The sequence below is a fragment of the Bacillus sp. MC1252 genome (genome assembly GCF_056838025.1).
In genome coordinates this window covers 1,526,684-1,551,676 of sequence record NZ_CM166369.1, presented here as the reverse complement: position 1 = coordinate 1,551,676, position 24,993 = coordinate 1,526,684, and the positions used below count along the sequence as shown (strand labels likewise).

Annotated in this window: 29 protein-coding genes; all 29 read right to left on the bottom strand. The window is 40.9% G+C overall.

Going from position 1 to position 24,993, the window contains the following annotated elements; translation table 11 throughout:
• Window positions 1-12: 12 nt before the first annotated feature.
• Window positions 13-1,101: a flagellar biosynthesis protein FlhB gene (gene flhB, locus ACYH0L_RS07835; RefSeq protein WP_099725854.1), complete on the bottom strand. Its 1,089-nt coding sequence runs from the start codon at window positions 1,099-1,101 to the stop codon at window positions 13-15.
• A complete protein-coding gene (gene fliR, locus ACYH0L_RS07830) occupies window positions 1,098-1,877 on the bottom strand; it encodes a flagellar biosynthetic protein FliR (protein WP_099725855.1) in 780 nt (259 codons plus the stop codon). Before fliR ends, flhB begins: the two co-directional genes overlap by 4 nt.
• Before the next feature lie 6 nt (window positions 1,878-1,883).
• Window positions 1,884-2,153, bottom strand: a complete 270-nt coding sequence (fliQ, locus tag ACYH0L_RS07825; protein ID WP_003211206.1) for a flagellar biosynthesis protein FliQ — start codon at window positions 2,151-2,153, stop codon at window positions 1,884-1,886.
• Between the two features lie 16 nt (window positions 2,154-2,169).
• Window positions 2,170-2,835 (bottom strand): flagellar type III secretion system pore protein FliP, encoded by a 666-nt coding sequence (fliP, locus tag ACYH0L_RS07820; RefSeq protein ID WP_007499580.1) that lies wholly within the window; start codon window positions 2,833-2,835, stop codon window positions 2,170-2,172.
• A complete protein-coding gene (fliZ, locus tag ACYH0L_RS07815; protein WP_099725856.1) occupies window positions 2,828-3,487 on the bottom strand; it encodes a flagella biosynthesis regulatory protein FliZ in 660 nt (219 codons plus the stop codon). Before fliZ ends, fliP begins: the two co-directional genes overlap by 8 nt.
• Window positions 3,488-3,505: 18 nt before the next feature.
• Complete coding sequence (locus ACYH0L_RS07810; protein WP_007499584.1) at window positions 3,506-3,868, bottom strand: response regulator; 363 nt, start codon at window positions 3,866-3,868, stop codon at window positions 3,506-3,508.
• Window positions 3,869-3,895: 27 nt separating this feature from the next.
• Complete coding sequence (gene fliY / locus ACYH0L_RS07805; RefSeq protein WP_099725857.1) at window positions 3,896-5,020, bottom strand: flagellar motor switch phosphatase FliY; 1,125 nt, start codon at window positions 5,018-5,020, stop codon at window positions 3,896-3,898.
• Complete coding sequence (gene fliM, locus ACYH0L_RS07800) at window positions 5,010-6,008, bottom strand: flagellar motor switch protein FliM (RefSeq protein ID WP_034317724.1); 999 nt, start codon at window positions 6,006-6,008, stop codon at window positions 5,010-5,012. The genes fliY and fliM overlap by 11 nt, the downstream gene beginning before the upstream one ends.
• 32 nt (window positions 6,009-6,040) lie before the next feature.
• Window positions 6,041-6,469, bottom strand: a complete 429-nt coding sequence (fliL, locus tag ACYH0L_RS07795; RefSeq protein ID WP_099725858.1) for a flagellar basal body-associated protein FliL — start codon at window positions 6,467-6,469, stop codon at window positions 6,041-6,043.
• Window positions 6,466-6,681, bottom strand: coding sequence for a swarming motility protein SwrD (gene swrD, locus ACYH0L_RS07790; RefSeq protein ID WP_008344794.1), 216 nt, complete (start codon window positions 6,679-6,681; stop codon window positions 6,466-6,468). The genes fliL and swrD overlap by 4 nt, the downstream gene beginning before the upstream one ends.
• 37 nt (window positions 6,682-6,718) lie before the next feature.
• Complete coding sequence (flgG, locus tag ACYH0L_RS07785; protein ID WP_099725860.1) at window positions 6,719-7,510, bottom strand: flagellar basal body rod protein FlgG; 792 nt, start codon at window positions 7,508-7,510, stop codon at window positions 6,719-6,721.
• Window positions 7,511-7,531: 21 nt separating this feature from the next.
• Window positions 7,532-7,975 (bottom strand): flagellar hook assembly protein FlgD, encoded by a 444-nt coding sequence (gene flgD / locus ACYH0L_RS07780; protein WP_099725861.1) that lies wholly within the window; start codon window positions 7,973-7,975, stop codon window positions 7,532-7,534.
• Window positions 7,975-9,297, bottom strand: coding sequence for a flagellar hook-length control protein FliK (locus tag ACYH0L_RS07775; RefSeq protein WP_482354445.1), 1,323 nt, complete (start codon window positions 9,295-9,297; stop codon window positions 7,975-7,977). The genes flgD and ACYH0L_RS07775 overlap by 1 nt, the downstream gene beginning before the upstream one ends.
• Window positions 9,298-9,999, bottom strand: a complete 702-nt coding sequence (locus tag ACYH0L_RS07770; RefSeq protein WP_256499560.1) for a MotE family protein — start codon at window positions 9,997-9,999, stop codon at window positions 9,298-9,300. It lies immediately after the preceding gene.
• 12 nt (window positions 10,000-10,011) lie between these two features.
• Window positions 10,012-10,455: a flagellar export protein FliJ gene (fliJ, locus tag ACYH0L_RS07765; RefSeq protein ID WP_099725864.1), complete on the bottom strand. Its 444-nt coding sequence runs from the start codon at window positions 10,453-10,455 to the stop codon at window positions 10,012-10,014.
• A 7-nt stretch (window positions 10,456-10,462) separates the two neighbouring features.
• On the bottom strand, window positions 10,463-11,779 hold the full coding sequence (gene fliI / locus ACYH0L_RS07760; RefSeq protein WP_099725865.1) for a flagellar protein export ATPase FliI: 1,317 nt from the start codon (window positions 11,777-11,779) through the stop codon (window positions 10,463-10,465).
• Complete coding sequence (gene fliH / locus ACYH0L_RS07755; protein ID WP_256499559.1) at window positions 11,776-12,540, bottom strand: flagellar assembly protein FliH; 765 nt, start codon at window positions 12,538-12,540, stop codon at window positions 11,776-11,778. Before fliH ends, fliI begins: the two co-directional genes overlap by 4 nt.
• A complete protein-coding gene (gene fliG, locus ACYH0L_RS07750) occupies window positions 12,533-13,549 on the bottom strand; it encodes a flagellar motor switch protein FliG (protein ID WP_034317753.1) in 1,017 nt (338 codons plus the stop codon). The genes fliH and fliG overlap by 8 nt, the downstream gene beginning before the upstream one ends.
• Before the next feature lie 11 nt (window positions 13,550-13,560).
• Window positions 13,561-15,153, bottom strand: a complete 1,593-nt coding sequence (gene fliF, locus ACYH0L_RS07745; protein WP_099725867.1) for a flagellar basal-body MS-ring/collar protein FliF — start codon at window positions 15,151-15,153, stop codon at window positions 13,561-13,563.
• A gap of 49 nt (window positions 15,154-15,202) precedes the next feature.
• The gene (gene fliE, locus ACYH0L_RS07740; RefSeq protein WP_007499609.1) at window positions 15,203-15,520 is read right to left on the bottom strand and encodes a flagellar hook-basal body complex protein FliE; all 318 of its coding nucleotides are present in this window, start codon (window positions 15,518-15,520) and stop codon (window positions 15,203-15,205) included.
• Between the two features lie 11 nt (window positions 15,521-15,531).
• Complete coding sequence (gene flgC, locus ACYH0L_RS07735; RefSeq protein ID WP_024424179.1) at window positions 15,532-15,984, bottom strand: flagellar basal body rod protein FlgC; 453 nt, start codon at window positions 15,982-15,984, stop codon at window positions 15,532-15,534.
• Complete coding sequence (gene flgB / locus ACYH0L_RS07730; RefSeq protein WP_180275453.1) at window positions 15,984-16,373, bottom strand: flagellar basal body rod protein FlgB; 390 nt, start codon at window positions 16,371-16,373, stop codon at window positions 15,984-15,986. Before flgB ends, flgC begins: the two co-directional genes overlap by 1 nt.
• 288 nt (window positions 16,374-16,661) lie before the next feature.
• Window positions 16,662-17,441 (bottom strand): GTP-sensing pleiotropic transcriptional regulator CodY, encoded by a 780-nt coding sequence (codY, locus tag ACYH0L_RS07725; protein WP_099725869.1) that lies wholly within the window; start codon window positions 17,439-17,441, stop codon window positions 16,662-16,664.
• A 34-nt stretch (window positions 17,442-17,475) separates the two neighbouring features.
• Window positions 17,476-18,876, bottom strand: coding sequence for an HslU--HslV peptidase ATPase subunit (gene hslU / locus ACYH0L_RS07720; protein WP_230030146.1), 1,401 nt, complete (start codon window positions 18,874-18,876; stop codon window positions 17,476-17,478).
• Between the two features lie 16 nt (window positions 18,877-18,892).
• The gene (hslV, locus tag ACYH0L_RS07715; protein ID WP_024424181.1) at window positions 18,893-19,438 is read right to left on the bottom strand and encodes an ATP-dependent protease subunit HslV; all 546 of its coding nucleotides are present in this window, start codon (window positions 19,436-19,438) and stop codon (window positions 18,893-18,895) included.
• Between the two features lie 14 nt (window positions 19,439-19,452).
• A complete protein-coding gene (gene xerC / locus ACYH0L_RS07710) occupies window positions 19,453-20,370 on the bottom strand; it encodes a tyrosine recombinase XerC (RefSeq protein WP_099725871.1) in 918 nt (305 codons plus the stop codon).
• A gap of 62 nt (window positions 20,371-20,432) precedes the next feature.
• The gene (gene trmFO, locus ACYH0L_RS07705; protein WP_034317774.1) at window positions 20,433-21,737 is read right to left on the bottom strand and encodes an FADH(2)-oxidizing methylenetetrahydrofolate--tRNA-(uracil(54)-C(5))-methyltransferase TrmFO; all 1,305 of its coding nucleotides are present in this window, start codon (window positions 21,735-21,737) and stop codon (window positions 20,433-20,435) included.
• Between the two features lie 70 nt (window positions 21,738-21,807).
• Window positions 21,808-23,883, bottom strand: a complete 2,076-nt coding sequence (gene topA / locus ACYH0L_RS07700) for a type I DNA topoisomerase (RefSeq protein WP_230030144.1) — start codon at window positions 23,881-23,883, stop codon at window positions 21,808-21,810.
• 193 nt (window positions 23,884-24,076) lie between these two features.
• Window positions 24,077-24,979, bottom strand: a complete 903-nt coding sequence (gene dprA, locus ACYH0L_RS07695) for a DNA-processing protein DprA (protein WP_256499558.1) — start codon at window positions 24,977-24,979, stop codon at window positions 24,077-24,079.
• Window positions 24,980-24,993 lie beyond the last annotated feature (14 nt).

Here is a 24,993-nt window from a genome sequence, read left to right as displayed (position 1 = left end):
AAAACCAAAAATTCATAAAATCTTTTGTTTCGTTTTATATACGTAAGCTAAAATTTCTGCGATGGCCTTAAAGTATTCTTCTGGCACCGCTTGATTGATATCGACCTGATCATATAGCGCACGAGCTAGCGGCCGGTTTTCTATGGTCATGATATCGTGCTCTTTCGCAATCGTTCTAATTTTCATAGCCAAAATATCTGTTCCCTTTGCTACAACAAAGGGCGCATCCATCTTTTCTTCGTCATATTTCAAGGCAATTGCGTAGTGAGTTGGGTTTGTAATGATGACGTCCGCTTTTGGGACTTCCTGCATCATCCGTCTCATGGCCATTTCCCGCTGGCGCTGTTTAATCTTTGATTTTATGAGCGGGTCACCCTCTGATTTTTTATACTCATCTTTGATGTCTTGCTTAGACATCCGTAAGTTTTTTTCATAATCAAATTTCTGATACATGTAATCAAGCCATGCTAAGATCAGAAGAGCACATGCTGCATATAGACCCATAATCAAGGTCATATTTGCGACGAAATGCAGGGTTTCCTCCGCTGTTAGTAGAGGGAGCCGCAGGATTTCGTCAAAGTGCGTCCATAGTGCAATAAATGTCGCAAAACCAACAAAACCAATTTTCAGAATGGATTTTAATAGCTCTACGAGGGCTCGAATACTGTATATTCGTTTAAACCCTTTGATTGGATCGAGCTTTTCTAATTTCGGTTTGATCACTTCTGTCGAAAAGAGAAGCCCGACTTGTAAATAGTTACTGATGATACCTGCCAGCATACCAACACCAAGAATCGGCATGAGGAGGAGTGCTGTTTCTTGAAGCAACTCCAAGAATAGTTGATGAATATTAGATGTGCTAACTTTCATTAGCATTGTTGTTGAATAAAAACGTTCAATGAGCGCAATAATACGCTCTTTCATAAAAGGCCCAATAAAAAAGAATGATAAAAAGATTAATAGAAATGAGATGGCTGTATTGACGTCGGTACTTTTGGCAACCTGCCCTTTTTTTCGTGAATCCTGTCTCTTTTTTGGCGTTGCTTTTTCTGTTTTTTCACCTGCGAAAAATTGTAAGTCTAGTCTAAGCCTTGTCATCATGACGAACCACCGACCAATGCTAAGAAATTCCTCATGGTGAGCACAATCGTTTCAAATGTATTTTGGACAACTCCGAAGATGACACCCATACAGATGATGATCATAATAAAACTCACACCCATTTTAATAGGAAGTCCGACAACGAATACGTTCATTTGCGGAACCGTACGTGCTACAATCCCTAATGCCAAATCGACTAAAAACAAACTTGCCACAACAGGTGCCGAGATTTGAAAGGCAATGATGAACATTTGGTTGAAGCTCTTTGCGATAAAGGAAGCAAAGGATTCACTGCCGAAATTCAGCGCGTACTGATCAACTGCAATATATTGAAAGCTGTAAAATATCCCATCAAGCAGCAGGTGATGTGCATTCGTTGCAAGCATCAATAGCAGTGTGACCGTATAAAAAAACTGCCCCATCAGCGGTGTTTGCGCTCCTGTTTGCGGATCAATAACATTGGCGATCGCAAAACCCATTTGAAAATCAATGAATGAGCCGGCAATTTGAACAGCGGACACCATGATATATGCAATCAGCCCAAGAAGAAGTCCGACCATGGCTTCTTTCACCGCAAGCATCATATAAAGACCGTCTATATCGAGTGCTGGCGGTTCTTTAATCGTGCTAAAACTGATGACAGCCAAAAACAGTGAGAATCCAACTCTGTGTACAGCTGGTATCGTTCTATGCGCTAAAAGTGGTACTGTCACAAAAAAAGCGGTGATCCGAATAAAAACGAGAAGAAAAGCAGGGAATAATTCTATGATTGACATCGCTGTTTAACCTGCAAATCGATCTAAATTCGAGAATAGCTCTGTCGTGAAGGACACAATTGTTGAAAGCATCCACGGACCAAACACAACAAGCCCAATGAGCACAGCAACAATCTTAGGAATGAACGCAAGCGTCTGTTCTTGAATTTGGGTTGTCGCCTGAAACACACTGACAATCAGTCCCACAATTAGTGCGAGCGCTAGAAGCGGCCCGCTGACAAGCAATACAACATACACTGATCTTTCAGCCATCGTAATGACAAATTCTGAACTCATGTTTTAAGCACCTACTCTAAAAGCTTTGCAGCAAGGATTTTACTATCAAATACCATCCATCGACTAAAACAAATAACAATATTTTGAAAGGGAGCGATATCATAACCGGCGGAAGCATCATCATCCCCATTGACATCAGGACACTTGCGACCACCATGTCAATAATTAAAAATGGAATAAAGATCATGAAACCAATTTGAAATGCCGTCTTTAATTCTGAAATTGCAAAAGCTGGTACCATCGCCGTTAATGGGATATCTTTAATCGATTCAGGTGTATCCATTTTTGCGTAACTAAGAAATAAAGCCAAATCTTTCTGTCTCGTATGCTTACTCATAAACTCTTTGATTGGCACTTCGGCTTTTTCATACGCCTGGTTTAACGTAATGTCATCATTTAAAAGCGGCGTAAGCGCCTCTTTATTTATTTCTGAGAACGTGGGTGCCATAATAAAAAATGTGAGAAACAAAGCAAGTCCAACAAGCACTTGGTTTGGCGGCATTGAGTTGGTTGCAAGTGATGTTCTGACGAATGAAAGGACAATCACAATCCGTGTAAAACACGTCATTAAAATGAGAATGCCTGGTGCAACCGAAAATACGGTCAAAAGTAAAAGAAGACGGACAGACGTGCTGATATTCCCTGCGCCGCTGGAATTAAATAAATCGATAAACTCATTCATTTTGTTTCGGGCCTTTCTTTCTGACTTCTGATTGGGTCTTTTTCAATTCGGCTAACTGCGCCTTTAAATTGGCTGAAAAAGAAGAAGTGGTTGTCTGGTCATGTTTCTTCACCTGCGATGTGAATTTTTGAACGATTTTTGGTAAATCTGTCTTGCTTTCCATCGCTTCTTCATATTGTTTCACAATCGCTTCACATTCTTGTTCATCGTCAATTTCTTTTAGCAGCTGGATTGAGTCTGCTACGCCGACAACTAGTACACGCTTGCCCACTTTGATAAGCTGGACCGAACGGTTTTGGCCAACCGTAGTTCCGCCAATATTTTCAACATAGCGGAATGGTTTGAGTAAGCGGTTTTGCTTACCAACAAATCTCACCAATCCATAAATGAGCAGGATGACAAAAAGTAAGGCACCAATCATTTTGACAAAATCCATAATGGAGACAGAAGAAGAGGGAACTTCTTCTGCCGGATTCGTTTGATTGTCAGTGGTTTTCTTTTCTGTATCCTTTTTGCTTTCTTTCTCACCTTTGATCCAGTCATTCACTGTACCATTTTCAGGATCTTTCGTTTCAGCGAACAGTGAAGCAGGCTGCATCGTCAAGAAAAGCATAAAACTGATCATTGCTATACATATCAAACGTTTTTTCAACAAGTCTTACACCCTTTTTTAGCCTAACGTTTTATTAATTGCTTCAAGTACACGGTCTGCCTGGAATGGCTTTACGATAAAGTCTTTTGCACCTGCTTGAATGGCGTCAATAACCATTGATTGTTGTCCCATCGCAGAACACATAATGATTTTTGCAGAAGCATCGATTTGTTTAATTTCTTTTAACGCAGTGATCCCATCCATTTCTGGCATTGTGATATCCATTGTCACAAGATCAGGAGATGTTTCTTTATATTTTTCAACAGCTTGTGCGCCGTTTTCTGCTTCTCCTACTACATCAAATCCGTTTTTTACAAGAATATCCTTAATCATCATTCTCATGAATGCTGCATCATCTACGATTAATACCTTAGTAGCCATTTACTTATTCTCTCCCTATATGTTTGTTTATTTTAAATTAGAAAGTCTTTCTGATTGACTTAATATATCAGTCACACGAACACCAAAGTTCTCATCGATCACAACGACTTCCCCTTTGGCGACGATTCGTTTGTTAACCAGAATGTCGACTGGCTCACCCGCAAGTTTGTCCAGTTCAATGACACTTCCAGCTGAAAGTTCAAGTACTTCTTTCACACTGCGCTGCGTTCTACCAAGTTCCACCGTAATAGAAAGCGGAATATCCATCAGCATATCGAGATTTCCTAGCTGGCTCGTTGAATGCTGAGGCTCACTGAACGCTTCAAATTCAACTGGCGCCACATTTACAGGTTCTGCTGGCTTTTGCTTCGCCTGTCTTTTCGGCGGTGCCGCTTGCTGCACAGGAGCAGACTGTGCTTGCGGAGCTGCCTGATGTGGTTCAGGTGCGCTTACTGGAGTTTCTTGAACAGGCTCTTCTTCTTGCGTCGGGACTGTTAATTCTGCGATTAAATCCTTCGCAAACGTAATAGGGTAAAGCTGCATAATATTTGAGTCTATGAGTTCACCTATCGTTAATCTAAAGGACACTTTGACAAGCATTTCTTCAGCTGGAATGCGGTCTGTGCCTTCTCCTTCTTTTACATCGAGTAATTCGACGCGCGGCGGAGAAATGTCAATCTTTTTATTAAAGACTGTCGACATAGATGTCGCTGCTGAACCCATCATTTGGTTCATCGCTTCTTGCACTGCACTTAAGTGAATTTCACTTAAAGACGGGTCAGCATTTGTTCCATCTCCGCCCATCATTAAGTCCGCAATGACTGCCGCATCTGTTTGCTGGATCACAAGCAGGTTACTTGCACTAAAGCCTTCTGTATAATTCACTTCAATCGCAACATATGGATGAGGAAACTCCTCATTCAGCTTGCTTTTTTGAATCACTGTGACAGTTGGAGTTGTAATCTCCACTTTTTGATTTAATAGGGTTGAAAGTGCTGTTGCAGAGCTACCAAATGAAATATTTCCGATTTCCCCAATGGCATCTTGTTCCATTGCAGAAAGGAGTGTATCGGGCTCTATATCGTCATTGCTGCCTCCTTTAAGGAGCGCATCGATTTCATCTTGTGATAATTTACTTCCGTTATTCTCCATCTTCTTCACCTCTTATGTCGTGATCTAGAATTTGAATCGCCTGTTTCCGATTCACGCGGCCGGCCTGTCCCAAGAATTTCGGTTTATTTCCGACCATAACAGTAAGAGGCGCATTTACTGGTTTGTCCAAGGCAATACAATCACCAATTTCCAAATTCAAAAACTCTTCCACCGTCATTTCCGATTGCCCAAGCTCTGCGACTACCGGTATTTTTGCCGTCATAATCCGTTTTTCAATGGCCTTTGTTTCTTCTTGTTTCGGTTCATTTCGTTCAGACTGCATCCAGTAGTGTACAGACAGCTTCGGAATAATAGGCTCTAATACAACGTGAGGAATACATAGGTTAATAACCCCGCTCACCTCACCAACTTGTGTATTAAGAGAAATGACGACAACTGTTTCGTTTGGTGACACCATTTGAACAAACTGGGGATTTACCTCGAAATCTGCCATCTCTGGCTCGATGTCGGTTATGGACTGCCACGCTTCTCTGTAATTTTCCAAAGCTCCCTCAAACATGTTTGAGATAATCTTTGTTTCGATTTCTGTAAGTGATTCTGTCTTATTATGACTAATGCCAATCCCGCCCATCAGCCTGTCCATCATGGCATAGCCGATTGTTGGGTTCACTTCAAGCATAATTCTTCCTTCAAGCGGGCTGACATAAAATAAGTTTAATAAGGTCATATTAGGAATCGAACGAATAAATTCTTCGTATGGTACTTGGTCAACCGAGCTGACAGAAATTTGAATATATGATCTTAGCTGCGCTGAAAAGTGCGTGGTGAGCAGTCTAGCGAAGTTATCGTGAATCCTTGTTAAACTTCGAATCTGGTCTTTTGAAAAGCGAAGAGCACGTTTAAAGTCATACACCTTCACTTTTTTCGTCGTTTCTTCTTTTTTCAGCTCTTCTGCATCCATTTCGCCTGTAGATATGGCAGATAATAATGCATCGATCTCATTCTGGGAAAGCACTTCTCCTGACATTTCTTCACCTCCATCGTGTCAATTAATCGCCTCTATTGCAGATTAAAGGAGGTTATATAAACTTCTTTCACCTTGCCATCTTGCAAATAGTGATTCACTTTGTTTTTGACTAGTGTTTTAAAATGATCTCTGCCTTTTTTGCCATCAAGTTCATCTGCATTCGTGTCTGATAAAATGTCGATCACGGCATCCTTCACTTGAAAACTTCTTTTTTCAAGCTCTTCTTTTGCTTTTTCAGAGTCCGTTTCAATATTTAGTACAAGTTTGACGGCATTTCCTTCAGACTTTAAATTGGTAATAATCTCAGGAATTTCAATAGAAGCTTTTGCGACTTCATCTGCTGTCGGCTCTTTTTCTGCTTTTGCTTCGTCTGAGCCATTCAGCAGAAAAACAATGCCAGCTCCAATTCCGACGATGGCAATAATCATGATTAGCATTACTACGACTAATTTCTTCTTCATTCAAACTCCTCTATTCCTTGATTCAATGAAATGACTTGGATTTTTCTGTAGAAAGAAATGATTTTCTCTTGAAGCTGCTCTTCATCTTCTTTCACAACGAATTTCTTTCCATTGGCGAGTGTAATGGTCGTGTCTGGAAAGCTTTCGATTTGCTCGATATGGAGAGCGTTCAGCATAAATCCTTTGCCATTTAATCTCGTCACTTCAATCATATTAAGCAGAGAAGCGATAAACCGCTCCCCCTACCTCCTATCGTTTCAGATTCACAAGCTCTTGCAGAATTTCATCTGATGTTGTGATCGTCTTTGCATTCGATTGGAATCCGCGCTGCGCGATAATCATTTCTGTAAACTCGTCTGTTAAATCAACGTTTGACATTTCAAGTCTACCTGTTTGGATGACACCTGTTCCTTCTTCACCAGGTACGATGGCATTACTTGGTGCACCTGAGCTTAGCGTTTGGCGGTAAAGATTGTCTCCGACTTTGTCAAGCCCTCCTGCGTTTCGGAATGACACGAGTGAAACCTGTCCAACGGTTCTCGATACATTATTTTCAACAACCGAAATCGTTCCGTCTGGACCAACACTCACACTTGAAATGCCATCTGGAATCGTTATTTTTTGTCCATCCATTCCAAGTAGATAGTTTCCATCAGGAGTGACTAAGCTGCCCTCTGAATCAGGTTTGAAATTCCCAGTTCTTGTATAAAGAATTTCTCCTTGGCTTTCAATACGGAAGAATCCATCACCATTGATATAGAAGTCATACGGTTCATCTGTATTTTGGGAAGCACCCGCTGACATGATCTTATCAATAGATGACAAAGAAGATCCTAGTCCAACTTGTTTCGAGTTGATCGAACCTGAGTTGTTTGTCGGTCCACCAGAGCTTGCAATTGTCTGACTGACCATATCTTTAAAAGTGATTCGGCTCTTTTTGTATCCGTGTGTATTCACGTTGGCCACGTTATTGGCTACAACATCTAATTTCGTTTGGAAGTTTTTCATTCCGCTAATTCCTGAGTAAAGTGAGCGTAACATTTATTTTCCTCCTCGATTTGCTTACGATTTTTCTCCAACAGTTGTAACGTCCCAAGGGCTGATTTTCGTTCCATCCTCTAGATATAGGAAATATTCATTGTTTATGTTTTTCACAGACTTCACAGTGCCAGATATGTCTTTATCATCTTGTTTGCCCGCTACTTCTTTACCAATCCAGCCTACATATGTCGTAAATGGATCTTGGTGTGCAACAAATGTAGACATGACCTGATTCAGCTGGGTGATTGATTCGTTCATATTCATTTGCTGTTCTAAAGAAGAAAATGTTGCAAGCTGCGTGACAAACTCACGGTCATCAATTGGGTTTGTCGGATCTTGGTTTTGAAGCTGCGTGAGTAATATTTTCAAGAATTGATCTCGTCCCAGCGTGTCTGTTTTTTTTGCTGCACTTGAAGAAGTGTCTGTTGTTGCGGTTGCTCTATTAGTAGAATCAACTGTTGCCATTAGATCTCCTCCTCTTCTTCATCTGACCCAACAAGAGCGTCCAGTACATCCTGGAATTCCGCTTCCTGTTCATCAGACTGCTGAGAATTCTGCCCTTTTGACTGGTGCTGTTTGTTTTCTTCACTAAACTGTCCAAATAACGGCTGTTCATTTGATTGAAGCGGTATATGGAAACGGTCCACTTGAACCGACATATTCGGAAGCGCCTGTTTGAGCTGCGGCAGATGGTGCTCTAACAGCTCTTTCGCTGCCTGTGTCGAAGCTGTAATTTTACTCGCATACATACCATTTTGCTTCGTCAGCTGAATTGTGATAAATCCGAGATTCTCTGGATTTAATCGAACGGTAAAGCGTCCGCTTGAGTTGCCAAATGGCGTGAATTTCATTTGCTTCCACGTATTTAGAATTTGCTGATCAACCGTTCCGGGCTTTTCATCAGTTGTATGTGTCTGCTGAACAGGAGCTGCTGATTGCAATTGAAAAAACTGCTTATGACCTTGAAAAAGCGTATGAGTGATCGTTTTTTCAGAAGCAGGTGCAGAAGTGCTTTGTCCTTTGACAACTTCCTTTTTGATGAGCCATTCAAGGGAGGCATCACCTTTTGCCGGGGAAGCAAGAGCAGATTCCTGTCTTGGAGAGACCAATTCTTTCAACTCTCCTAGAGAAATTTTCCACTCTTTATCTGACCCTTTCGCATTCGCCATCATATGGTCGATTAACTGATTAAAGTGTTTCAGCTCACTTTGAGACATTGAATTCAGCTTTGGTGCTGAACCCTGCGAGAAAAACTGCTCTTTTACTTGCTGAATCAGTTTCTCATCCACCCCATTTTTCGAAAGAAAGTGGATGAAGTCTTGACCCTTTGCTTCAATATCCTTCACTAGCTTTGCATCAAAGCTGAGCGGCTGTTGATTGAGCAGTTGATATAAGAAAAAGTGGACTTGTATGAGCTGCTCACTATGTTCAGAAGTTTGCTTATCAGCTTGATCACCGTAAATGGATGATTCCATTTTTTGAAATAACTCTTCTAGTGACTTGAGATCAGACGAATCAAGCGTTTGACCTTGAAGTGTTTGAAGCGCGCCAAGAAGGTCTCCGTCGATCCCTTTTTCAGGTGATTGCATCCATTTTTCAATGATTTGCATCGCATCATTGATGGAAAGAGAGGCATCCGCTGTCTCAGCATTAACTAGACCGCTTTGTACGCCTGCCCCGCTAAGTAATTGTTTAAACAACCCGCGTGCAGATGCCACGCCGCCCCCCTTTGGTCCCGAGAGACCTTGAGACGATTGCTGTAAGGCTCCAATATCCAATAGCTTCACTTATTGTCCACCCCCATTTTCACTTTCTTCTTTTTTAGCAAGCTCTTTCGTAAACGTAGCTGCCTTCTGAGGTGTTAGTTTTGCTAATATGTCTGTTAGTTTATTTTTGCTCAGCTCTTCAAGGATCTTCAAAGCCTCTTTATCACTTAATTCTGATAAAATTTTGGCGGATTTCCCTGCGTCCATGCTTTCATAAATGCTGGTAATCTTCCCTTTAGTTTTCTGGTTAGAGGCTGCTGCCCCATCAGAGGTTGTCCCTGCTGCGTTATTGCCTGACGTATTGTTTGATGAGCTGTTGTTTGATGAACTGTCATTTGCTGACGTATTTTCTGCGTCATTTTCAGTTGTTTTTTCAAGTGAATTGATTTTTTGGTTCAGTCTTTTAATCTCTTCATCACTTGTTTTCAAGTCTTTTTGTGCAATTTCGAGTTCATTTTTTTGCTCTTTAATGGTATTTTTCAATTTTTCCAACTCTTCATCACGTTGATCATTATGTGAAGATGACGTTTTTGAGCTGTCATCTGAACCAACCAAACTGCTGATCACTGGAATGTTTTGGAGCGGTTTCTTTAGATCAAAACCCGCAATATAAAGGATTGTGCCAGTTACAATCACAAGCACAATCAATGGGATGATGACAATAAACAAGATCCATTGAAATTTTCCGCCGCTTGATTCCTTCGCTTTTTCCTTCTTAGGCATTCATCTCGACTCCTAATGTCCTTGAAACATGAATTGGCTGATAGAGATATCATCCATTTCTTTCATTTCAATTGCCTTATGTTCAAGGGAAAACTTTTCAAATTGCTTTTCTTTCATTTTTTCAAACTTTTTAAACTCAATGTTTTTTTCAGTTAAATCAGATTGTTTTTCATTCATTTGATGACGTTTCATGATCACAAGTTGCTGATAATGCTGGATGGTGTTATCTAAGTTGGTCACAAATTGCTGGTAATGACGCATTTCTTGGACACTCATTCCACTTCTCAGCTTTTCTTCTTTGCTTTTTTCCATTAGCTCTTTTTTACTCATATTTTCATAGAGTTTTTCAGCGACTTGCTCAAATGCGGAAACGGATTGTTGATACGCTGAGAGTGATTTGTCTTTTTCACTTTCTTTCAGTTCCAAGAGCTTTTGAAATTTGTATTGATATCTCACTTTTTTGTCAATCCTCTCTATTCATCAAACCGAGCAATAAATTTACACTGTCTTCAATAGATACAGCCTCTTCTACATCCTGTTTCAAAAATGAAATAAGATGAGGATAAGCCTGCATGGCCTCATCAATATCCTTAGAGGAGCCTTTTTTATATGCTCCAATGTTAATGAGGTCTTCAGCGTTTTGATAAGTGGATAAAAGCTGACGGAACCGATTGGCCGCTTCCTTGTGATCATGACTTGCTATATTACTCATGACACGGCTGATACTTTTCAGAATATTGACAGCGGGAAATTGTCCTTTGTTTGCTAAAGCACGATCAAGTACAATGTGGCCATCTAAAATCCCCCTGACTGTATCAGCGATCGGCTCATTCATGTCGTCACCATCAACAAGCACTGTGTAAAACGCTGTGATGGAACCAAGCTGATTCGTTCCAGTTCGTTCAAGCAATTTTGGCAGTATAGCGAACACTGAAGGTGTATATCCTTTTGTAGTTGGCGGTTCGCCTGTTGCAAGACCTATTTCCCTTTGTGCCATGGCGATCCTCGTGACAGAATCCATCATAAACATGACATTTTTGCCTCTGTCTCTGAAATATTCCGCAATGGCTGTCGCTGTATAGGCTGCTTTCATTCTCGTCAGTGCGGGCTGATCAGAAGTTGCGACGACAACAATCGAACGCTTCAGTCCTTCAGCACCTAAATCCTTTTCGATAAACTCACGAACTTCACGGCCACGCTCTCCAACAAGGGCAATGACATTTAGATCCGCTTCTGTCTGCTTTGCAATCATTCCCATTAAGGTACTTTTTCCAACACCACTTCCAGCAAAAATCCCGATCCTTTGACCAGTGCCAACTGTGAGCAGACTATCGATCACTCTGACACCAACGCCCATCTTTTCTCTAATCGGCGGCCTGTCCATCGGGTTTGGAGGAGACTGTTCTGTCGAAACAGGTGCAAGTCCCTTTGGAAGCATACTGCCGTCCAGTGGATCACCGAATGCGTCAACGACTTCACCAATTAAGCCAGTACCTACTTTGACCTTTAACGACTCACCTGTCGCTTCAACTAGACTTCCTGGTGAGATATTGGATGCTTCAACATAAGGCATGAGCAGAATGTTTTCATCTCTAAAACCAACGACCTCTGCTTTGATCGGATGGCGCTTACTTCCTTTTTTATGAATGAGACAAACATCTCCAACAGAGCTCTCTGGCCCCTTGGACTCGATCATCAGCCCAACAACTCGATTGACTTTACCAAATCGTTTATAAGGATCGGCGGTTTCAATCGTTTCTTTTAACACATCTATGTTCATTTGTGATCACCTGAATCAATGACTTCTAAGAGTTTTTCTTTTAACTGATTCATTTGTGTATCAACACTCGCTTCCACTTTTCCAAAGCTTGTTTCTACGTAACAAGTCCCTTTTGGTGCTTTTTCATCCGAGTATATGGCAAGATGTGTATCCTTTTGAAGAATTCTGATCAATTCGTCTTTATATTGCATCACATGCTCGTAATGTTCAGGGTCGACATAGATGGAAATATCATCATATTCTTTCACTTCTGAAATGACCTGCTTCACAATAGCTAAAAATTGATCTTTCGTGTCCTCAGCTGCATACCAAACTCGTTTGGCGAGTTCGAAAGCCAGTTCCACAATTTCTTCAGCAGAGCTTTCAATTTTTTCTTCATAGTCCTGTTTCGCAAGATTGACAATGTCATTTGCTTGATCAAGCATAGCTTGGTACTGCAAGTTCGCATCTGCCTCGCCCTTTTGGAAGCCTTCTTGATAACCAGTTTGTTTCGCTTCTTCAATGAGCTGCATTCTTTCTGCTTCAAAATCAGCTCGGCGCTGATTGATTTCAGCCATTGTTTTTTCTAGCTCACTGTTTGCTTGTTCTAGAATACGGCTTGCTTGATCTTCTGCATCACTTAGGATAAGCTGTGATGCTTCCGTTTCATTGAAAAGCTCCTCTTCGTGATGTTCTTTTTTGAACTCCACTTGCTGCAAAGGAATCGTTTGCCGGCCTTGCTCAGGAATAACAGATGTTTCATGTTTGATAATCCTAGACAATGATATCGTCTCCTCCGCCTCGAGCTATGACGATTTCTCCAGCTTCCTCGAGTCGTCTTACGATGCTGACAATACGGGTTTGTGCTTCCTCGACATCTCTAAGCCGGACAGGCCCCATAAACTCCATTTCTTCTTTGAACGTTTCGACCATCCGCTGGGACATGTTGCGGAAGACAATTTCTTTGACCTCTTCGCTTGCCACTTTGAGGGCGAGCAATAAGTCATCATTTTCAACATCTCTAATGACTCGCTGGATGGCTCTGCTATCAAGAGTGACAATATCTTCAAAGACAAACATACGTTTCTTAATTTCATCAGCAAGCTCAGGATCTTGAATTTCAAGTGTATCTAAAATGGTCTTCTCCGTTGCACGGTCTACACCATTTAACACTTCCACAACCGCTTCGACCCCGCCCGTTTGGGTATAGTCTTGCGTAAAGGTTGAAGAAAGCTTTTGTTCAAGAATGCGTTCCACCTCATTGATGATCTCTGGAGATGTGCGGTCCATTAAGGCAATTCGTCTCGCAACCTCTGTTTGTACATCCTCGCCTAACTCAGATAAAATTTGCCCAGCCTGTACTGGATCTAAGTAGGAAAGTATGAGCGCAATGGTTTGTGGATGCTCATGTTGAATAAAGTTTAGGATTTGCTCCGGGTCAGCCTTTCTAGCAAAATCAAATGGTTTCACTTGAAGAGAGGATGTCAATCGGTTTAAGATGCTATCCGCTTTGTCCTCACCAAGCGCTTTTTCAAGCACTTGTCTTGCATACATAAGGCCGCCTTGTGATATGTAGTCCTGCGCGATGGCAATGCTGTGAAACTCTTCGATGACTTCATCTTTTTTAGCAGTATCTACACTTCGTACATTGGAAATTTCTAATGTTAATTTTTCTATTTCGTCTTCAGACAGATGTTTGTATACAGATGCTGACACGTCTAGCCCTAAGGAAATCATTAGGATTGCTGCTTTTTGTCTGCCTGTTAGTCGATTTGGATCTTTTCTCGACATGTGTATTCCTCCTAATCCTCGGACAGCCAGCTGCGTAGCAATTTAGCAAAGTCTTCTGGTTTTTCTTTTGCCATTTTTTCAAGCTGATTTTTCCTCACCATTTCTTCTGTTTCTGGTTCAGTATCGATATCAGGAACATGGATTGGTGAACGTTCATCAAGCTCAAACTCTTCTTCCTCTTCTTTTCTGCGCTTACGCACAAGAAGAATAATGAGAGCGATAATTGCAAGGAGTAGCACACCGCCTACAATATAAACCCAGATCGGAATATTGTTTGAAGGGTTTTCTGCTGCTGTTTGCTGTTTACCGTCTAATTTTGATACAGATAAAACGATTTTGTTGTCTAAGTCAGCCTGAGTGAGCGCTTGACCATTTGTGTATTCTTTATCAATCGATGTGCTAATGATCGTTGAAAGAATCTTTTTGATATCATCTTGCCTTTCAGCAGTTAAAGAGTTCGCATCGTTTGCAGTTGGTGGTTCAACCAATGCTTGAATGCCAACGTCTCTGATTTTATAAGGACTTTCTTTGATATCTTTATGAATGCGGTTTACCTCATAATTGATACGATCTTCATTCTTTTCGTAATTTCCGCTTCCATTTGCTCCATCGGCGCCTTGATAATTTGTGACATCATTGTCGCCTGTTCCAGCGGTGCCTCCAGCTGCTGCGCCATTACCTGAATAGGTTTCAGCAATCTTTTCAGCGCTGACAGCGATGCCTTGCATGTTTTCTTTATCAACTGGCTCTACTAGGTCTTCTTTTCTTTTTTCTTCAGTGAAATCAATGTCTGTTGTGACCGATACGGCCACTTTCTCTTGACCCATCATCGTTCCGAGCAGCTGTTGAATTTTTCTTTGAAGGTTCTTTTCAATTTCTTCTTTTTTCTGCTGCTGCGCATCCATTCCACTTGCATAGGAATCGGAGCTGCTATTTAAGTCGTAGTAGTTCGAATCTTGGTCCATAATGACAATGTTTTCTGTTTTTAAATTCGGCACACTTTTTGAAATAAGATGATAAAGGCCTTTTACTTGCTGCTGAGTAAGCGTGTAGCCAGGCTCAACTTGCAACACAATTGATGCTGATGCATTACTTTGCTCTTCTCCAACAAAAACGGAATCTTTAGGCAGGTTAATCATAACTTTTGAATCTTTAATCCCATCAATCGTGTTGATCAGATTGGATAGTTCTGTCTGAGTTGCGTCTACTTTCAGAACATCAAATTCATTATCTGTTAAACCGAAGCCGGAGTTGTTCGCAAAGAAGGAATAATCAATATTCCCTGTCTTAGGAAGTCCTTCTGATGCGAGAGTGACTTTTAAAGAATCTGCTTGCTTTTCTGGAACTAAAATCGTCGTTCCATTATTTGCGAGTTCCGATTTGACGTTTTTGCCATCCAGTTCCTGTTTAATTTGCCCTGCTTCTGCCTCAGACAAATCTCTAAACAGCGGAACCATTTTTTCAGAAGAAGCAAAGATGCTAACAACCGTAATAATGATTGCTAGGGCAGCAACGCCGCCAATCATGAGTATTTTTTGTAATTTTGATCGATTTCGCCAAAACTCAACTGTTTTTGTCCTTAATTGCATTAAAGTACGATTCATCTTAACCCCCGGTCATTCCATTCAGTCTTTTTTTGTCCGTCAGCACCTCCTACATCTGCATTCTCATAATCTCTTGGTACGCTTCGACTGCTTTATTTCGAAACTCCGTCGCAGCTGTGAGTGTCACACTCGCTTTTTGCGAAGCAATCATGACTTCATCGAGATTGACATCTTTACCTTGTGCAAGAGCATTTGTATACTGGTCTGATTTCAGCTGTGATTGATTTAATGCCTCAATGGAATTTTTCAGCACATCAGAGAAATTCGTTTGGCTTTTAGGTGCAGCCGCCTGCACAGACGATGCATTCGTCAATTCACTTGCTTGCTGAGCGGTTTGAAGCTGGAAAGGAGATATTGCATTAACCAATTCTTTTCACCTTACTTTCCTATTTCTAAAGCTTTCATCAGCATGCTTTTATTCGCATTTAGCGCAGTCACATTTGCTTCATATGACCTTGAGCTGCTGATGAGGTCAACCATTTCCTTTAATGGATCAACATTTGGTGTTTGAACATATCCATTTTCATTGGCATCGGGATTTGTAGGGTCATATTGAAGGTTGAATGGAGTTTCGTCTTCTGTAATCTTCGTTACTTTGACGCCGTTTCCTAATTTGCCGCTCGAATTCATACTTGAGTTCAATATAGATGAAAATGATTCACCTGACGGCTGTAATGTGACGAGCTTACGTCTATAAGGCTCCCAGTTACCATCAACCTGTTTAGCTCTTGTTGTATCCATATTTGCAAGGTTCGAGGATACAACGTCCATTCTGAGCCTCTGTGCTGTTAATGCTGAGGCCGAAGCGTTAACTCCTGAAAAAATCGACATCACTTACCTCCTGTCAAAACTGTTTTAAGAGAATTGAACTTTCCGCTCATTCTTTCAACCAACGCATTATACTGAATTTGGTTTTTAGCGAGTTCACTCATCTCTTGATCAATATCGACATTATTTCCGTTTTCTTGATAAGAAGTACGGTTGCTCGAAACAACTGAATAATTAGACCCTGTTTTAGAAAAATCAATGTGACCTTCGTATGTTTTTTTGGCATCTAATTTGATTGACGCGTCATTTAGCATATCATGGAATGCGACGTTTTTCGACTTGTAGTTCGGTGTGTCTATATTCGCGATATTATTGCTTATGACTTTTTGCTTAACATTCGCTCTACCCAAGGCATTCTCAAGGTTGCTTATCGTTCCAGAAAATATATCCAAAACCATATACCTCCAATCATATGTATTTCATTCCATTTAATCATGTCGAGATTTGTAAAACCATATGTTCATTGTAAGAAATAATAGGATTAAAGTCTATGATGTATATGTAAAAAAAACTCGTAATATATATCTATTTTACAGATAGGCACAAAGACCTAGATTCAAAGCACTACAGAATTGTAAGGGGTTTCTTGGAAAAAAGAGTGTCATTTTTCGGACAAATCCCCCTTTATCATACAAAAAAACCCTTTTCAGCATTTATTTCGGCCGAAAAGGGTTTTTGGATTAATGAGATTTTAAATTTTCAAGCTCAATTAAAAATTTGTTGTTTAACACTTTGATGTACGTTCCCTTCATTCCAAGAGAACGAGATTCGATCACGCCTGCACTTTCTAATTTACGTAAGGCGTTCACGATCACTGAACGAGTGATACCGACACGGTCTGCAATTTTACTTGCCACAAGGAGTCCTTCGTTTCCATCAAGTTCTTCAAAGATGTGCTCAATCGCCTCGAGCTCACTATATGAAAGAGAACTAATCGCCATTTGAACAACTGCTTTACTTCTTGCTTCTTCTTCGATTTCTTCTCCTTTTTCACGAAGGATCTCCATTCCAACAACTGTTGCTCCGTACTCAGCAAGTATTAAATCATCATCAGTGAATCTATCTTGCAAACGAGACAGGATTAACGTTCCTAAACGATCCCCACCGCCGATAATCGGAACAATGGTTGTCAAACCTGATTGGAATAAATCACGGTTCTCAACTGGGAAAGCTGTATATTCACTGTTAATATCAAGGTTTGAAGAAGTTTCAGGTACGTTGAATAGACTCTTCGTATATTCTTCTGGGAACTGACGATCTTCAAGCATTTTTTTCATACGTGTATTTTCAATCTGTTGATTGATTGAGTAACCAAGAAGTTTCCCTCTTCTACTCAACACAAAAATGTTTGAATCAATGACATCTCTCAGTGTTTCCGCCATTTCTTTAAAATTAACTGGTTTCCCCGCTGAATCTTGCAGCATTGAGTTAATAATCCTTGTTTTTTGTAGTAACGCCATAATAATGATCCTCCTAGATTACTTTATTCATTTGTTAAAGTATAAATTGACTTAAGTCTTTGTTATTTGCAATCTTTCCTAGCTTCTCTTCTACATACTGAGGGGTAATGGTCACCGTCTCGAGTGTAATATCCGGTGCCTCAAATGAGAGCTCTTCAAGCAGCTTCTCAAGTATGGTATGAAGCCTTCTTGCACCGATGTTATCCGTCTCCTGATTGACGTGATAAGCCATTTCGGCAATCTTATGAATAGCATCGTCAGAAAATTCAAGAGATATACCTTCTGTTTCAAGTAAAGCTTTATATTGCTTTAATAACGCGTTATCTGGTTCCGTTAAGATTTTCACAAAGTCTTCTATACTTAATTTATCTAATTCTACACGGATTGGGAAGCGCCCCTGAAGCTCTGGAATCAAATCTGAGGGTTTCGCCATATGAAATGCACCTGCTGCTACAAAAAGCACATGATCCGTTTTCACTGCCCCATATTTCGTCATCACAGTTGAACCTTCTACAATCGGTAAAATATCACGTTGAACCCCTTCACGAGAAACATCTGCAGATGATGCACCGCCGCTTTTGGCAATTTTGTCGATTTCATCGATAAAAATAATCCCTTGCTGCTCTGCTTTATAGACGGCTTCCTGACTGACTTCATCCATATCAATCAGTTTTGAAGCTTCCTCAGCAGTTAACGCCTTTCTAGCTTCTCTGACGGTCAGTTTTTTGCGTTTTTTCTTTTTAGGCATGAGATTGCTGAGCGCATCCTGCATGTTCATGCCCATTTGCTCCATACCCGAGCCTTGAAGCATATCAAACATGGACGGCTGCTGCTCATCCACTTCGATTGTGACATAATGATCTTCAAGTTCACCCATAGCCAGCTGGTGAGCAATACGTTTTCTTGTCGATTCAAGCTCTACTTCTTCATTTGAGTCATCTCGATCACGGTCGTCTGCATCAGAACCGCCAAACAGCATCTCAAAAGGATTTTTCACAGACTGGCTCTTTTTCTTACCAGGAACAAGCAAATGAACAAGACGTTTGTTTGCTTGTTTTTCTGCTTCTTCTTGAACATCTTTCATCTTTTCTTCTTTGACAAGTCTAATCGCAGTCTCAACTAAATCTCTGACCATCGACTCTACGTCACGGCCGACATATCCAACTTCAGTAAACTTCGTCGCTTCCACTTTAATAAAAGGCGCACCAGAAATTCGTGCAATTCTGCGGGCAATCTCTGTTTTCCCCACACCTGTTGGGCCGATCATTAAAATGTTTTTAGGAACGACTTCATCCTTTAGCTTATCATGTAAAAGACTTCTTCTGTAACGGTTTCTTAAAGCCACCGCCACTGCTTTTTTCGCATCAAGCTGACCAATGATGTACTGATCAAGCTTTTCAACTATCTCTCTTGGGGTAAACGGCTTTTTCTCCATACGTCTCATGTCCTTTCTATTCAAGCTCTTCTAAAGTGATTTGGTCGTTCGTGTAGACACAGATTTCTCCTGCCGTTTCAAGAGCAGCCTTTGCAATTTCTCTAGCTGAGAGATGATCACCTGCATGTGTTTTGAGTGCTCTCCCGGCGCTAAGCGCATAGTTGCCGCCTGAGCCGATCGCCAAAATACCATCATCTGGCTCGATGACCTCTCCTGTTCCAGATACGAGCAGGATGCTTTCTTTGTTCATGACGATGAGCATAGCCTCTAGCTGTCTGAGCATCTTGTCACTTCGCCATTCTTTCGCTAGTTCTACAGCTGCTCGCTTTAAGTTACCACCATATTCTTCAAGCTTTGTTTCAAACTTTTCAAAGAGTGTAAATGCATCTGCTACTGAACCTGCAAAACCTGCGAGCACTTTGCCTCCAAAAAGACGGCGCACTTTTTTTGCTGTGTGTTTCATCACGACAGCCTGCCCGAATGTGACCTGACCGTCTCCAGCCATCGCACTTTTTCCTTTATGTTGAACGGCAAAGATGGTTGTTGCATGAAATGATGACATGAAAAAACCTCCTTTTAGGATCGTTTAAAAGCCCTTGGGTGATGAGACATGTACGTTTTTCTTAAAGAATCTTTTGATACATGCGTGTACACCTGTGTTGATGATAAGTTTGAGTGACCGAGAAGTTCTTGAACACTTCTCAAATCCGCCCCCTCGTTTAAGAGATGCGTGGCAAAGGTGTGCCTTAGCATGTGAGGATGGATATGTAATGTGCCTGACGCCTTTTTCATTAATTCAGTGAGAATGAATCGAACGCCTCGATCTGTAAGAGGGGCTCCGCGCTGATTCAAAAACACATACGCATCAGCACGCTCTTTCGCCTTAGCTGTCAGCTTCTGCCTTCCATCCTCTAAATAAGTGACCAGCGCTTCATGTGCGTACGAACCGAAAGGAACATACCGCTGTTTGCTGCCTTTCCCATGAACAAGCACTGTATCCATCGATAAATCAAGATCAGATTCTTTTAATGAACATAACTCACTGACCCTCATACCTGTTGCATAAAGAATTTCTAAAATGGCTTGATTTCTTTGTCCAAGCGGTGTGCTTACATCAGAAACTGTAAAAAGCTCTTTTAGTTCTTCTTCATACAAAAATGAAGGAATTCGCTTATCCTGTTTTGGTAAGCTAACGAGTAAAAAAGGGTTTTCTTTCACAAGCTGTTCTCTTAATAAAAATTTATAAAAGCTGCGAAGCGCAGAGACTTTCTTACTAATCGTTCTTCTTGTCAGGCCTTTTTCATAAGCTTCTGTTAAATAAATTCTCGTATCTTGATAGGATACCTCTTCAAAACCGTCTATTCCTTGAATGTTCATAAATCTGACAAACTCTTCAATGGCTTCTGAATATCCTGAGATCGTTAAAGCTGAATAGTTTTTTTCAATTTGCAAATATTCAATGAATAAGTGGACAAGACGCTGTTTATTCGTCATTTTTACACCTCTTTAAGGCTTTTAAATGGTATCACATATCTTGCTTTCCGTGCAATGTTTTACTACAGAGATTTCGAAATAGTTTGAATAGTTTCAATTGCGCGCTTAGCGTACTCTGCATACCGCTCTTGTTTGTTTTTAATCCGAACGCCAAGATCTTTCAGCAAGCCAAAGTTTGCATTCATCGGCTGGAAGCTTTTCTTGTTTGTCGACGTGATATAGTAAGCCATACTGCCAATCGCCGTTTCTTCAGGAAGTGTGACAAGCTCTTCTCCTTTGACAAAACGAGCCGCATTAATTCCAGCCACTAGTCCTGAAGCCGCGGACTCGACATAGCCTTCAACGCCTGTCATTTGTCCGGCAAAGAATAGATCATCTCTATTTTTAAACTGATAAGTCGGTCTTAAAAGGCTTGGAGAGTTAATAAATGTATTACGGTGCATCACGCCATAACGAACAATCTCTGCTTCTTCAAGACCTGGGATCAAACGGAATACTTCCTTTTGATCGCCCCACTTCAAATGAGTTTGGAAACCAACGATGTTATATAAAGTACCTGCTGCATCATCCTGTCTTAATTGAACAACAGCGTAAGGTCTTTTTCCTGTTTTCGGATCTTCAAGTCCTACTGGTTTCATCGGACCAAACAGCATCGTTTTCTTTCCTCTTTTCGCCATGACTTCAATTGGCATGCAGCCTTCAAAGAAGATTTCTTTTTCAAACTCTTTTAAAGGCACCGTTTCAGCAGAAATTAACGCCTCATAAAAACGATCGAATTCCTCTTCGGTCATTGGACAGTTTAAATAAGCGGCTTCCCCTTTATCATAGCGTGATTTCAAGTACACCTTATCCATATCAATGCTATCTTTCTCTAGAATTGGTGCCGCTGCATCGTAGAAATATAAATACTCTTCACCTGTTAGTGATTTTAATTCTTTTGAAAGTGCTTCAGATGTAAGTGGGCCAGTTGCGATAATTGTCGGGCCTTCTGGAATGCTTTGTACTTCTTCTTGAAAGACAGTGACATTCGGATGATTCTTCACACGATCTGTGACGTTTGCTGCAAATTCATGACGGTCTACTGCAAGTGCTCCGCCAGCAGGAACTGAGCTTTCATCTGCTGCTGCGATAATCGCCGAATCTAAATGACGCATTTCTTCCTTTAATACACCTACCGCATTCGTCAAAGCGTTCGCACGTAATGAGTTGCTGCATACGAGCTCCGCAAATTTATCTGTGTGGTGAGCTGGCGTTTGTTTGACAGGTCTCATCTCATACAAATTGACTTTAATTCCGCGCTTGGCTATTTGCCATGCAGCTTCACTTCCTGCTAAACCTGCTCCGATCACATTTACAAATTGACTCATTGTACAACTCTCCTATTTCGTAAGTTCTGTTTGATGACACAAAAAAGCAGGTGAACAAGGTTGCTCACCGCTATTTTTGCTGTTCCTCTTTATAATCACAGTTCACACATTGAACTTGAATGCCTTTTTTCAGCTTTTTCTCTACAAGCATATTTTCGCATTTTGGACACTTTCTTTCAATTGGTTTGTCCCAAGAGACGAATTCACACTCTGGAAAACGATCACAGCCATAAAAAATGCGGCGTTTCTTAGATTTTCGTTCAACAATGTTTCCTTCATGACATGTCGGGCATTTGACACCGATATCTTTGACAATTGGTTTCGTGTTACGGCAGTCAGGAAAGTTAGAGCACGCCATGAACTTACCGTATCTACCCATTTTGTACACCATCGGATGCCCACACTCTTCACAATCAACTCCAGCGTATTCAGGCTCAATTTCCACTTCTTGCATCTCTGCTTCTGCTTTTTCTACCCGTTTGGCAAAGTCTTGATAGAAGCTGTCGATAATGCGAACCCATTCAATCGTACCTTCTTCAACGCTATCAAGTTCTTTTTCCATTTTCGCCGTGAATTCCACGTTAATGATTTCGGGGAAGAATTCGATAATTAAGTTGAGTACAATTTCTCCAAGCTCAGTTGGAATAAACCGTTTGTTATCAAGTGCGACATAGCCACGCTTTTGAATCGTGTCTAATGTTGGTGCATACGTAGATGGACGGCCTATACCAAGCTCTTCAAGCGTTTTGACAAGTCTTGCCTCTGTGTAGCGCGGAGGCGGCTGCGTGAAGTGCTGTTCAGGTTCGATATCTTTTGAAAGAACCGTATCTCCCTCTTTTAGATCAGGAAGCATTTTGTCCTTTTCTTCTAGCTGGTCGTCCTTCCCTTCCACATATACCTTCATAAATCCAGGGAATTTCACCTTACTTCCATTAGCACGGAACGTAAGACCGTTATTTTCAAGATCCACACTCATTGTATCGAGAACAGCTGGCGCCATTTGGCTTGCCACAAATCGTTCCCAAATCAATTTATAAAGACGAAGCTGGTCTCTGCTTAGCACATGTTTGACATCTGCCGGTTTTCTTAGCGTAGAAGTAGGCCTGATGGCTTCGTGCGCATCTTGTGCATTTTCGTTCTTTTTGGCGGTTCGTTTTGTTGTGTTTAAGAAATTCTTACCGTACGTTTGATCAATGAAAGCAGATACTTCTTCAATCGCCGTATTGGAAATACGTGTTGAGTCCGTTCTCATATATGTAATGAGTCCTACTGTACCTTCTTTACCAAGATCTATTCCTTCATATAATTGCTGCGCAATCATCATCGTCTTTTTCGCACGGAAGTTGAGTTTTCTTGCAGCCTCCTGCTGTAGGGTAGATGTCGTAAACGGGACAGCTGGATTGCGTTTCCGCTCTTTTTTCGTCACTTTTTCTACAGAGAATTTGCTACCTTTTAGTTTCGAAAGGATTTCTTTTACATCTTCTTTTGTTTTCAATGGGTGCTTTTTGCCACTCACGCCAAAGAAACTAGCTTCGAAGGTTTCTTTTCCTTTTAGGAATGTACCATCAATTGTCCAGTATTCTTCTGGTTTGAATTCATTAATTTCATTCTCGCGATCAATAATCAGGCGGAGTGCTACAGATTGAACACGCCCAGCACTTAATCCTTTTTTAACTTTCTTCCATAAAATCGGACTGATTTTATACCCAACTAAACGATCTAAAATCCGTCTTGCCTGCTGCGCATCAACCAAGTCCATATTAATCATACGTGGATGCTTAAAGGAATCTTTAATCGCATCTTTTGTAATCTCGTTAAAGACAACGCGGCAATCTGAAGAGAGGTCAAGGTCAAGACTGTGTGCTAAATGCCAAGCAATCGCTTCTCCCTCTCTATCGGGGTCAGCTGCGAGATAGACTTTCTTTGCTTTTTTCGCCGCTGTTTTTAATTCCTTTAAAACGGGGCCTTTTCCGCGAATCGTAATATATCTCGGTTCGAAGTCATGCTCAGTGTCAACACCTAACTGACTTTTCGGTAAATCCCTTATATGCCCCATTGAAGCCTTTACTTTATACTTTTTTCCTAAATAACGCTCAATCGTTTTCGCCTTTGCTGGCGACTCAACGATGACTAAATAATCAGCCATACTCAAAATCCCCCTTAAGAGGTGTTCTCTCTTTATACATTTCACAATTCATATTTATGTTAATTGCACCTATCTAACAGGCAATCGTTAAAAATTCTTTATGATGAACATCATTATAAACACGAAAAACGAAGTGTAAACTTAAATCCTCACTATTATTAAATATTCCTGTGTCGTTTGTCAAACGATATTTTTATGAGAGTTCAGTATATTGAACGCCACGGAAGGAGAATTCCTCTAAAATATCCTTCGTAGAATGAACAAGCTTTGCTCCCTGCTGAATGAGTCTAGCTGGACCTGTGGAATTAGGATCAAAGATTGATCCTGCCACCGCAAACACTTCTTTTCCTTGCTCAAGCGCCTGATACGCTGTAATGAGCGAACCGCTCTTTTCTTTACACTGGATCACGATGGTTCCTTTTGTTAGTGCACTAATTAAACGATTTCTCATTGGAAAGTGCCATTTTTCTGGTTTGATATAAGGCGGATGCTCTGACAAAAGCAAATGATGCTCTCCCATGTATTGAGCCATTTGCACATGTTCCTTTGGATATAAATGCTGGAAACCGCCAGCTACAACACCAATGGTTTTCCCTTTTTTTCTGATGCACTCCTTGTGTGCAAGTCCATCGATTCCTTTTGCTAAGCCACTGACAATCATCCAATCTTCCTTAACAAGTTCACCAACAATTTTCTTCACACATGCTTCTCCATAAGACGATGGAACACGCGTGCCTACTACACCTAAACCTTTTTCTTCATTTAAATATGTTACGTTTCCTTTTAGGAATAACACAGGGGGAGGATCATAAATATGTTTTAGTGTTCTGGGATATAAGGGTGATGTGATGGGAATCATGTGAATGTTTTGCTTTAAATAGGCTTGAACGATGTGTTGAAAAATGGGGAATTCATTTTCTTCAGCTTGTTTTAAGCGGGTAAAGTCGATCGTTTGTAATGATCGATCCTGTTTGTAATGATGTGTTTCTTCATTTATATATAACTCAGGATCAACTTTCCACCATTTTGTTAACAAAGAGGGTGAGATGAGGCCTTTTAAGCGGTGAAAAATCATTCTTTCGGACACGTTGTACATACCATTCCTCCAGT

Coding starts and splice junctions, on each gene's coding strand:
- fliQ (WP_003211206.1), bottom strand. CDS start 2,153: ATGAGTTCAGAATTTGTCATTACGATGGCTGAAAGATCAGTGTATGTT.
- fliY (WP_099725857.1), bottom strand. CDS start 5,020: ATGGAGAATAACGGAAGTAAATTATCACAAGATGAAATCGATGCGCTC.
- flgC (WP_024424179.1), bottom strand. CDS start 15,984: ATGTCGATTTTTTCAGGAGTTAACGCTTCGGCCTCAGCATTAACAGCA.
- flgD (WP_099725861.1), bottom strand. CDS start 7,975: ATGGCAACAGTTGATTCTACTAATAGAGCAACCGCAACAACAGACACT.
- ACYH0L_RS07770 (WP_256499560.1), bottom strand. CDS start 9,999: ATGCCTAAGAAGGAAAAAGCGAAGGAATCAAGCGGCGGAAAATTTCAA.
- swrD (WP_008344794.1), bottom strand. CDS start 6,681: ATGATTGAAGTGACGAGATTAAATGGCAAAGGATTTATGCTGAACGCT.
- dprA (WP_256499558.1), bottom strand. CDS start 24,979: ATGTACAACGTGTCCGAAAGAATGATTTTTCACCGCTTAAAAGGCCTC.
- hslV (WP_024424181.1), bottom strand. CDS start 19,438: ATGTCATCATTTCATGCAACAACCATCTTTGCCGTTCAACATAAAGGA.
- topA (WP_230030144.1), bottom strand. CDS start 23,883: ATGGCTGATTATTTAGTCATCGTTGAGTCGCCAGCAAAGGCGAAAACG.
- fliR (WP_099725855.1), bottom strand. CDS start 1,877: ATGTCAATCATAGAATTATTCCCTGCTTTTCTTCTCGTTTTTATTCGG.
- fliG (WP_034317753.1), bottom strand. CDS start 13,549: ATGTCGAGAAAAGATCCAAATCGACTAACAGGCAGACAAAAAGCAGCA.
- flhB (WP_099725854.1), bottom strand. CDS start 1,101: ATGATGACAAGGCTTAGACTAGACTTACAATTTTTCGCAGGTGAAAAA.
- ACYH0L_RS07810 (WP_007499584.1), bottom strand. CDS start 3,868: ATGGCTACTAAGGTATTAATCGTAGATGATGCAGCATTCATGAGAATG.
- flgG (WP_099725860.1), bottom strand. CDS start 7,510: ATGTTACGCTCACTTTACTCAGGAATTAGCGGAATGAAAAACTTCCAA.
- fliF (WP_099725867.1), bottom strand. CDS start 15,153: ATGAATCGTACTTTAATGCAATTAAGGACAAAAACAGTTGAGTTTTGG.
- xerC (WP_099725871.1), bottom strand. CDS start 20,370: ATGACGAATAAACAGCGTCTTGTCCACTTATTCATTGAATATTTGCAA.
- fliP (WP_007499580.1), bottom strand. CDS start 2,835: ATGAATGAGTTTATCGATTTATTTAATTCCAGCGGCGCAGGGAATATC.
- fliM (WP_034317724.1), bottom strand. CDS start 6,008: ATGTCAGGAGAAGTGCTTTCCCAGAATGAGATCGATGCATTATTATCT.
- trmFO (WP_034317774.1), bottom strand. CDS start 21,737: ATGAGTCAATTTGTAAATGTGATCGGAGCAGGTTTAGCAGGAAGTGAA.
- codY (WP_099725869.1), bottom strand. CDS start 17,441: ATGGCGTTACTACAAAAAACAAGGATTATTAACTCAATGCTGCAAGAT.
- fliL (WP_099725858.1), bottom strand. CDS start 6,469: ATGAAGAAGAAATTAGTCGTAGTAATGCTAATCATGATTATTGCCATC.
- hslU (WP_230030146.1), bottom strand. CDS start 18,876: ATGGAGAAAAAGCCGTTTACCCCAAGAGAGATAGTTGAAAAGCTTGAT.
- fliI (WP_099725865.1), bottom strand. CDS start 11,779: ATGAACATAGATGTGTTAAAAGAAACGATTGAAACCGCCGATCCTTAT.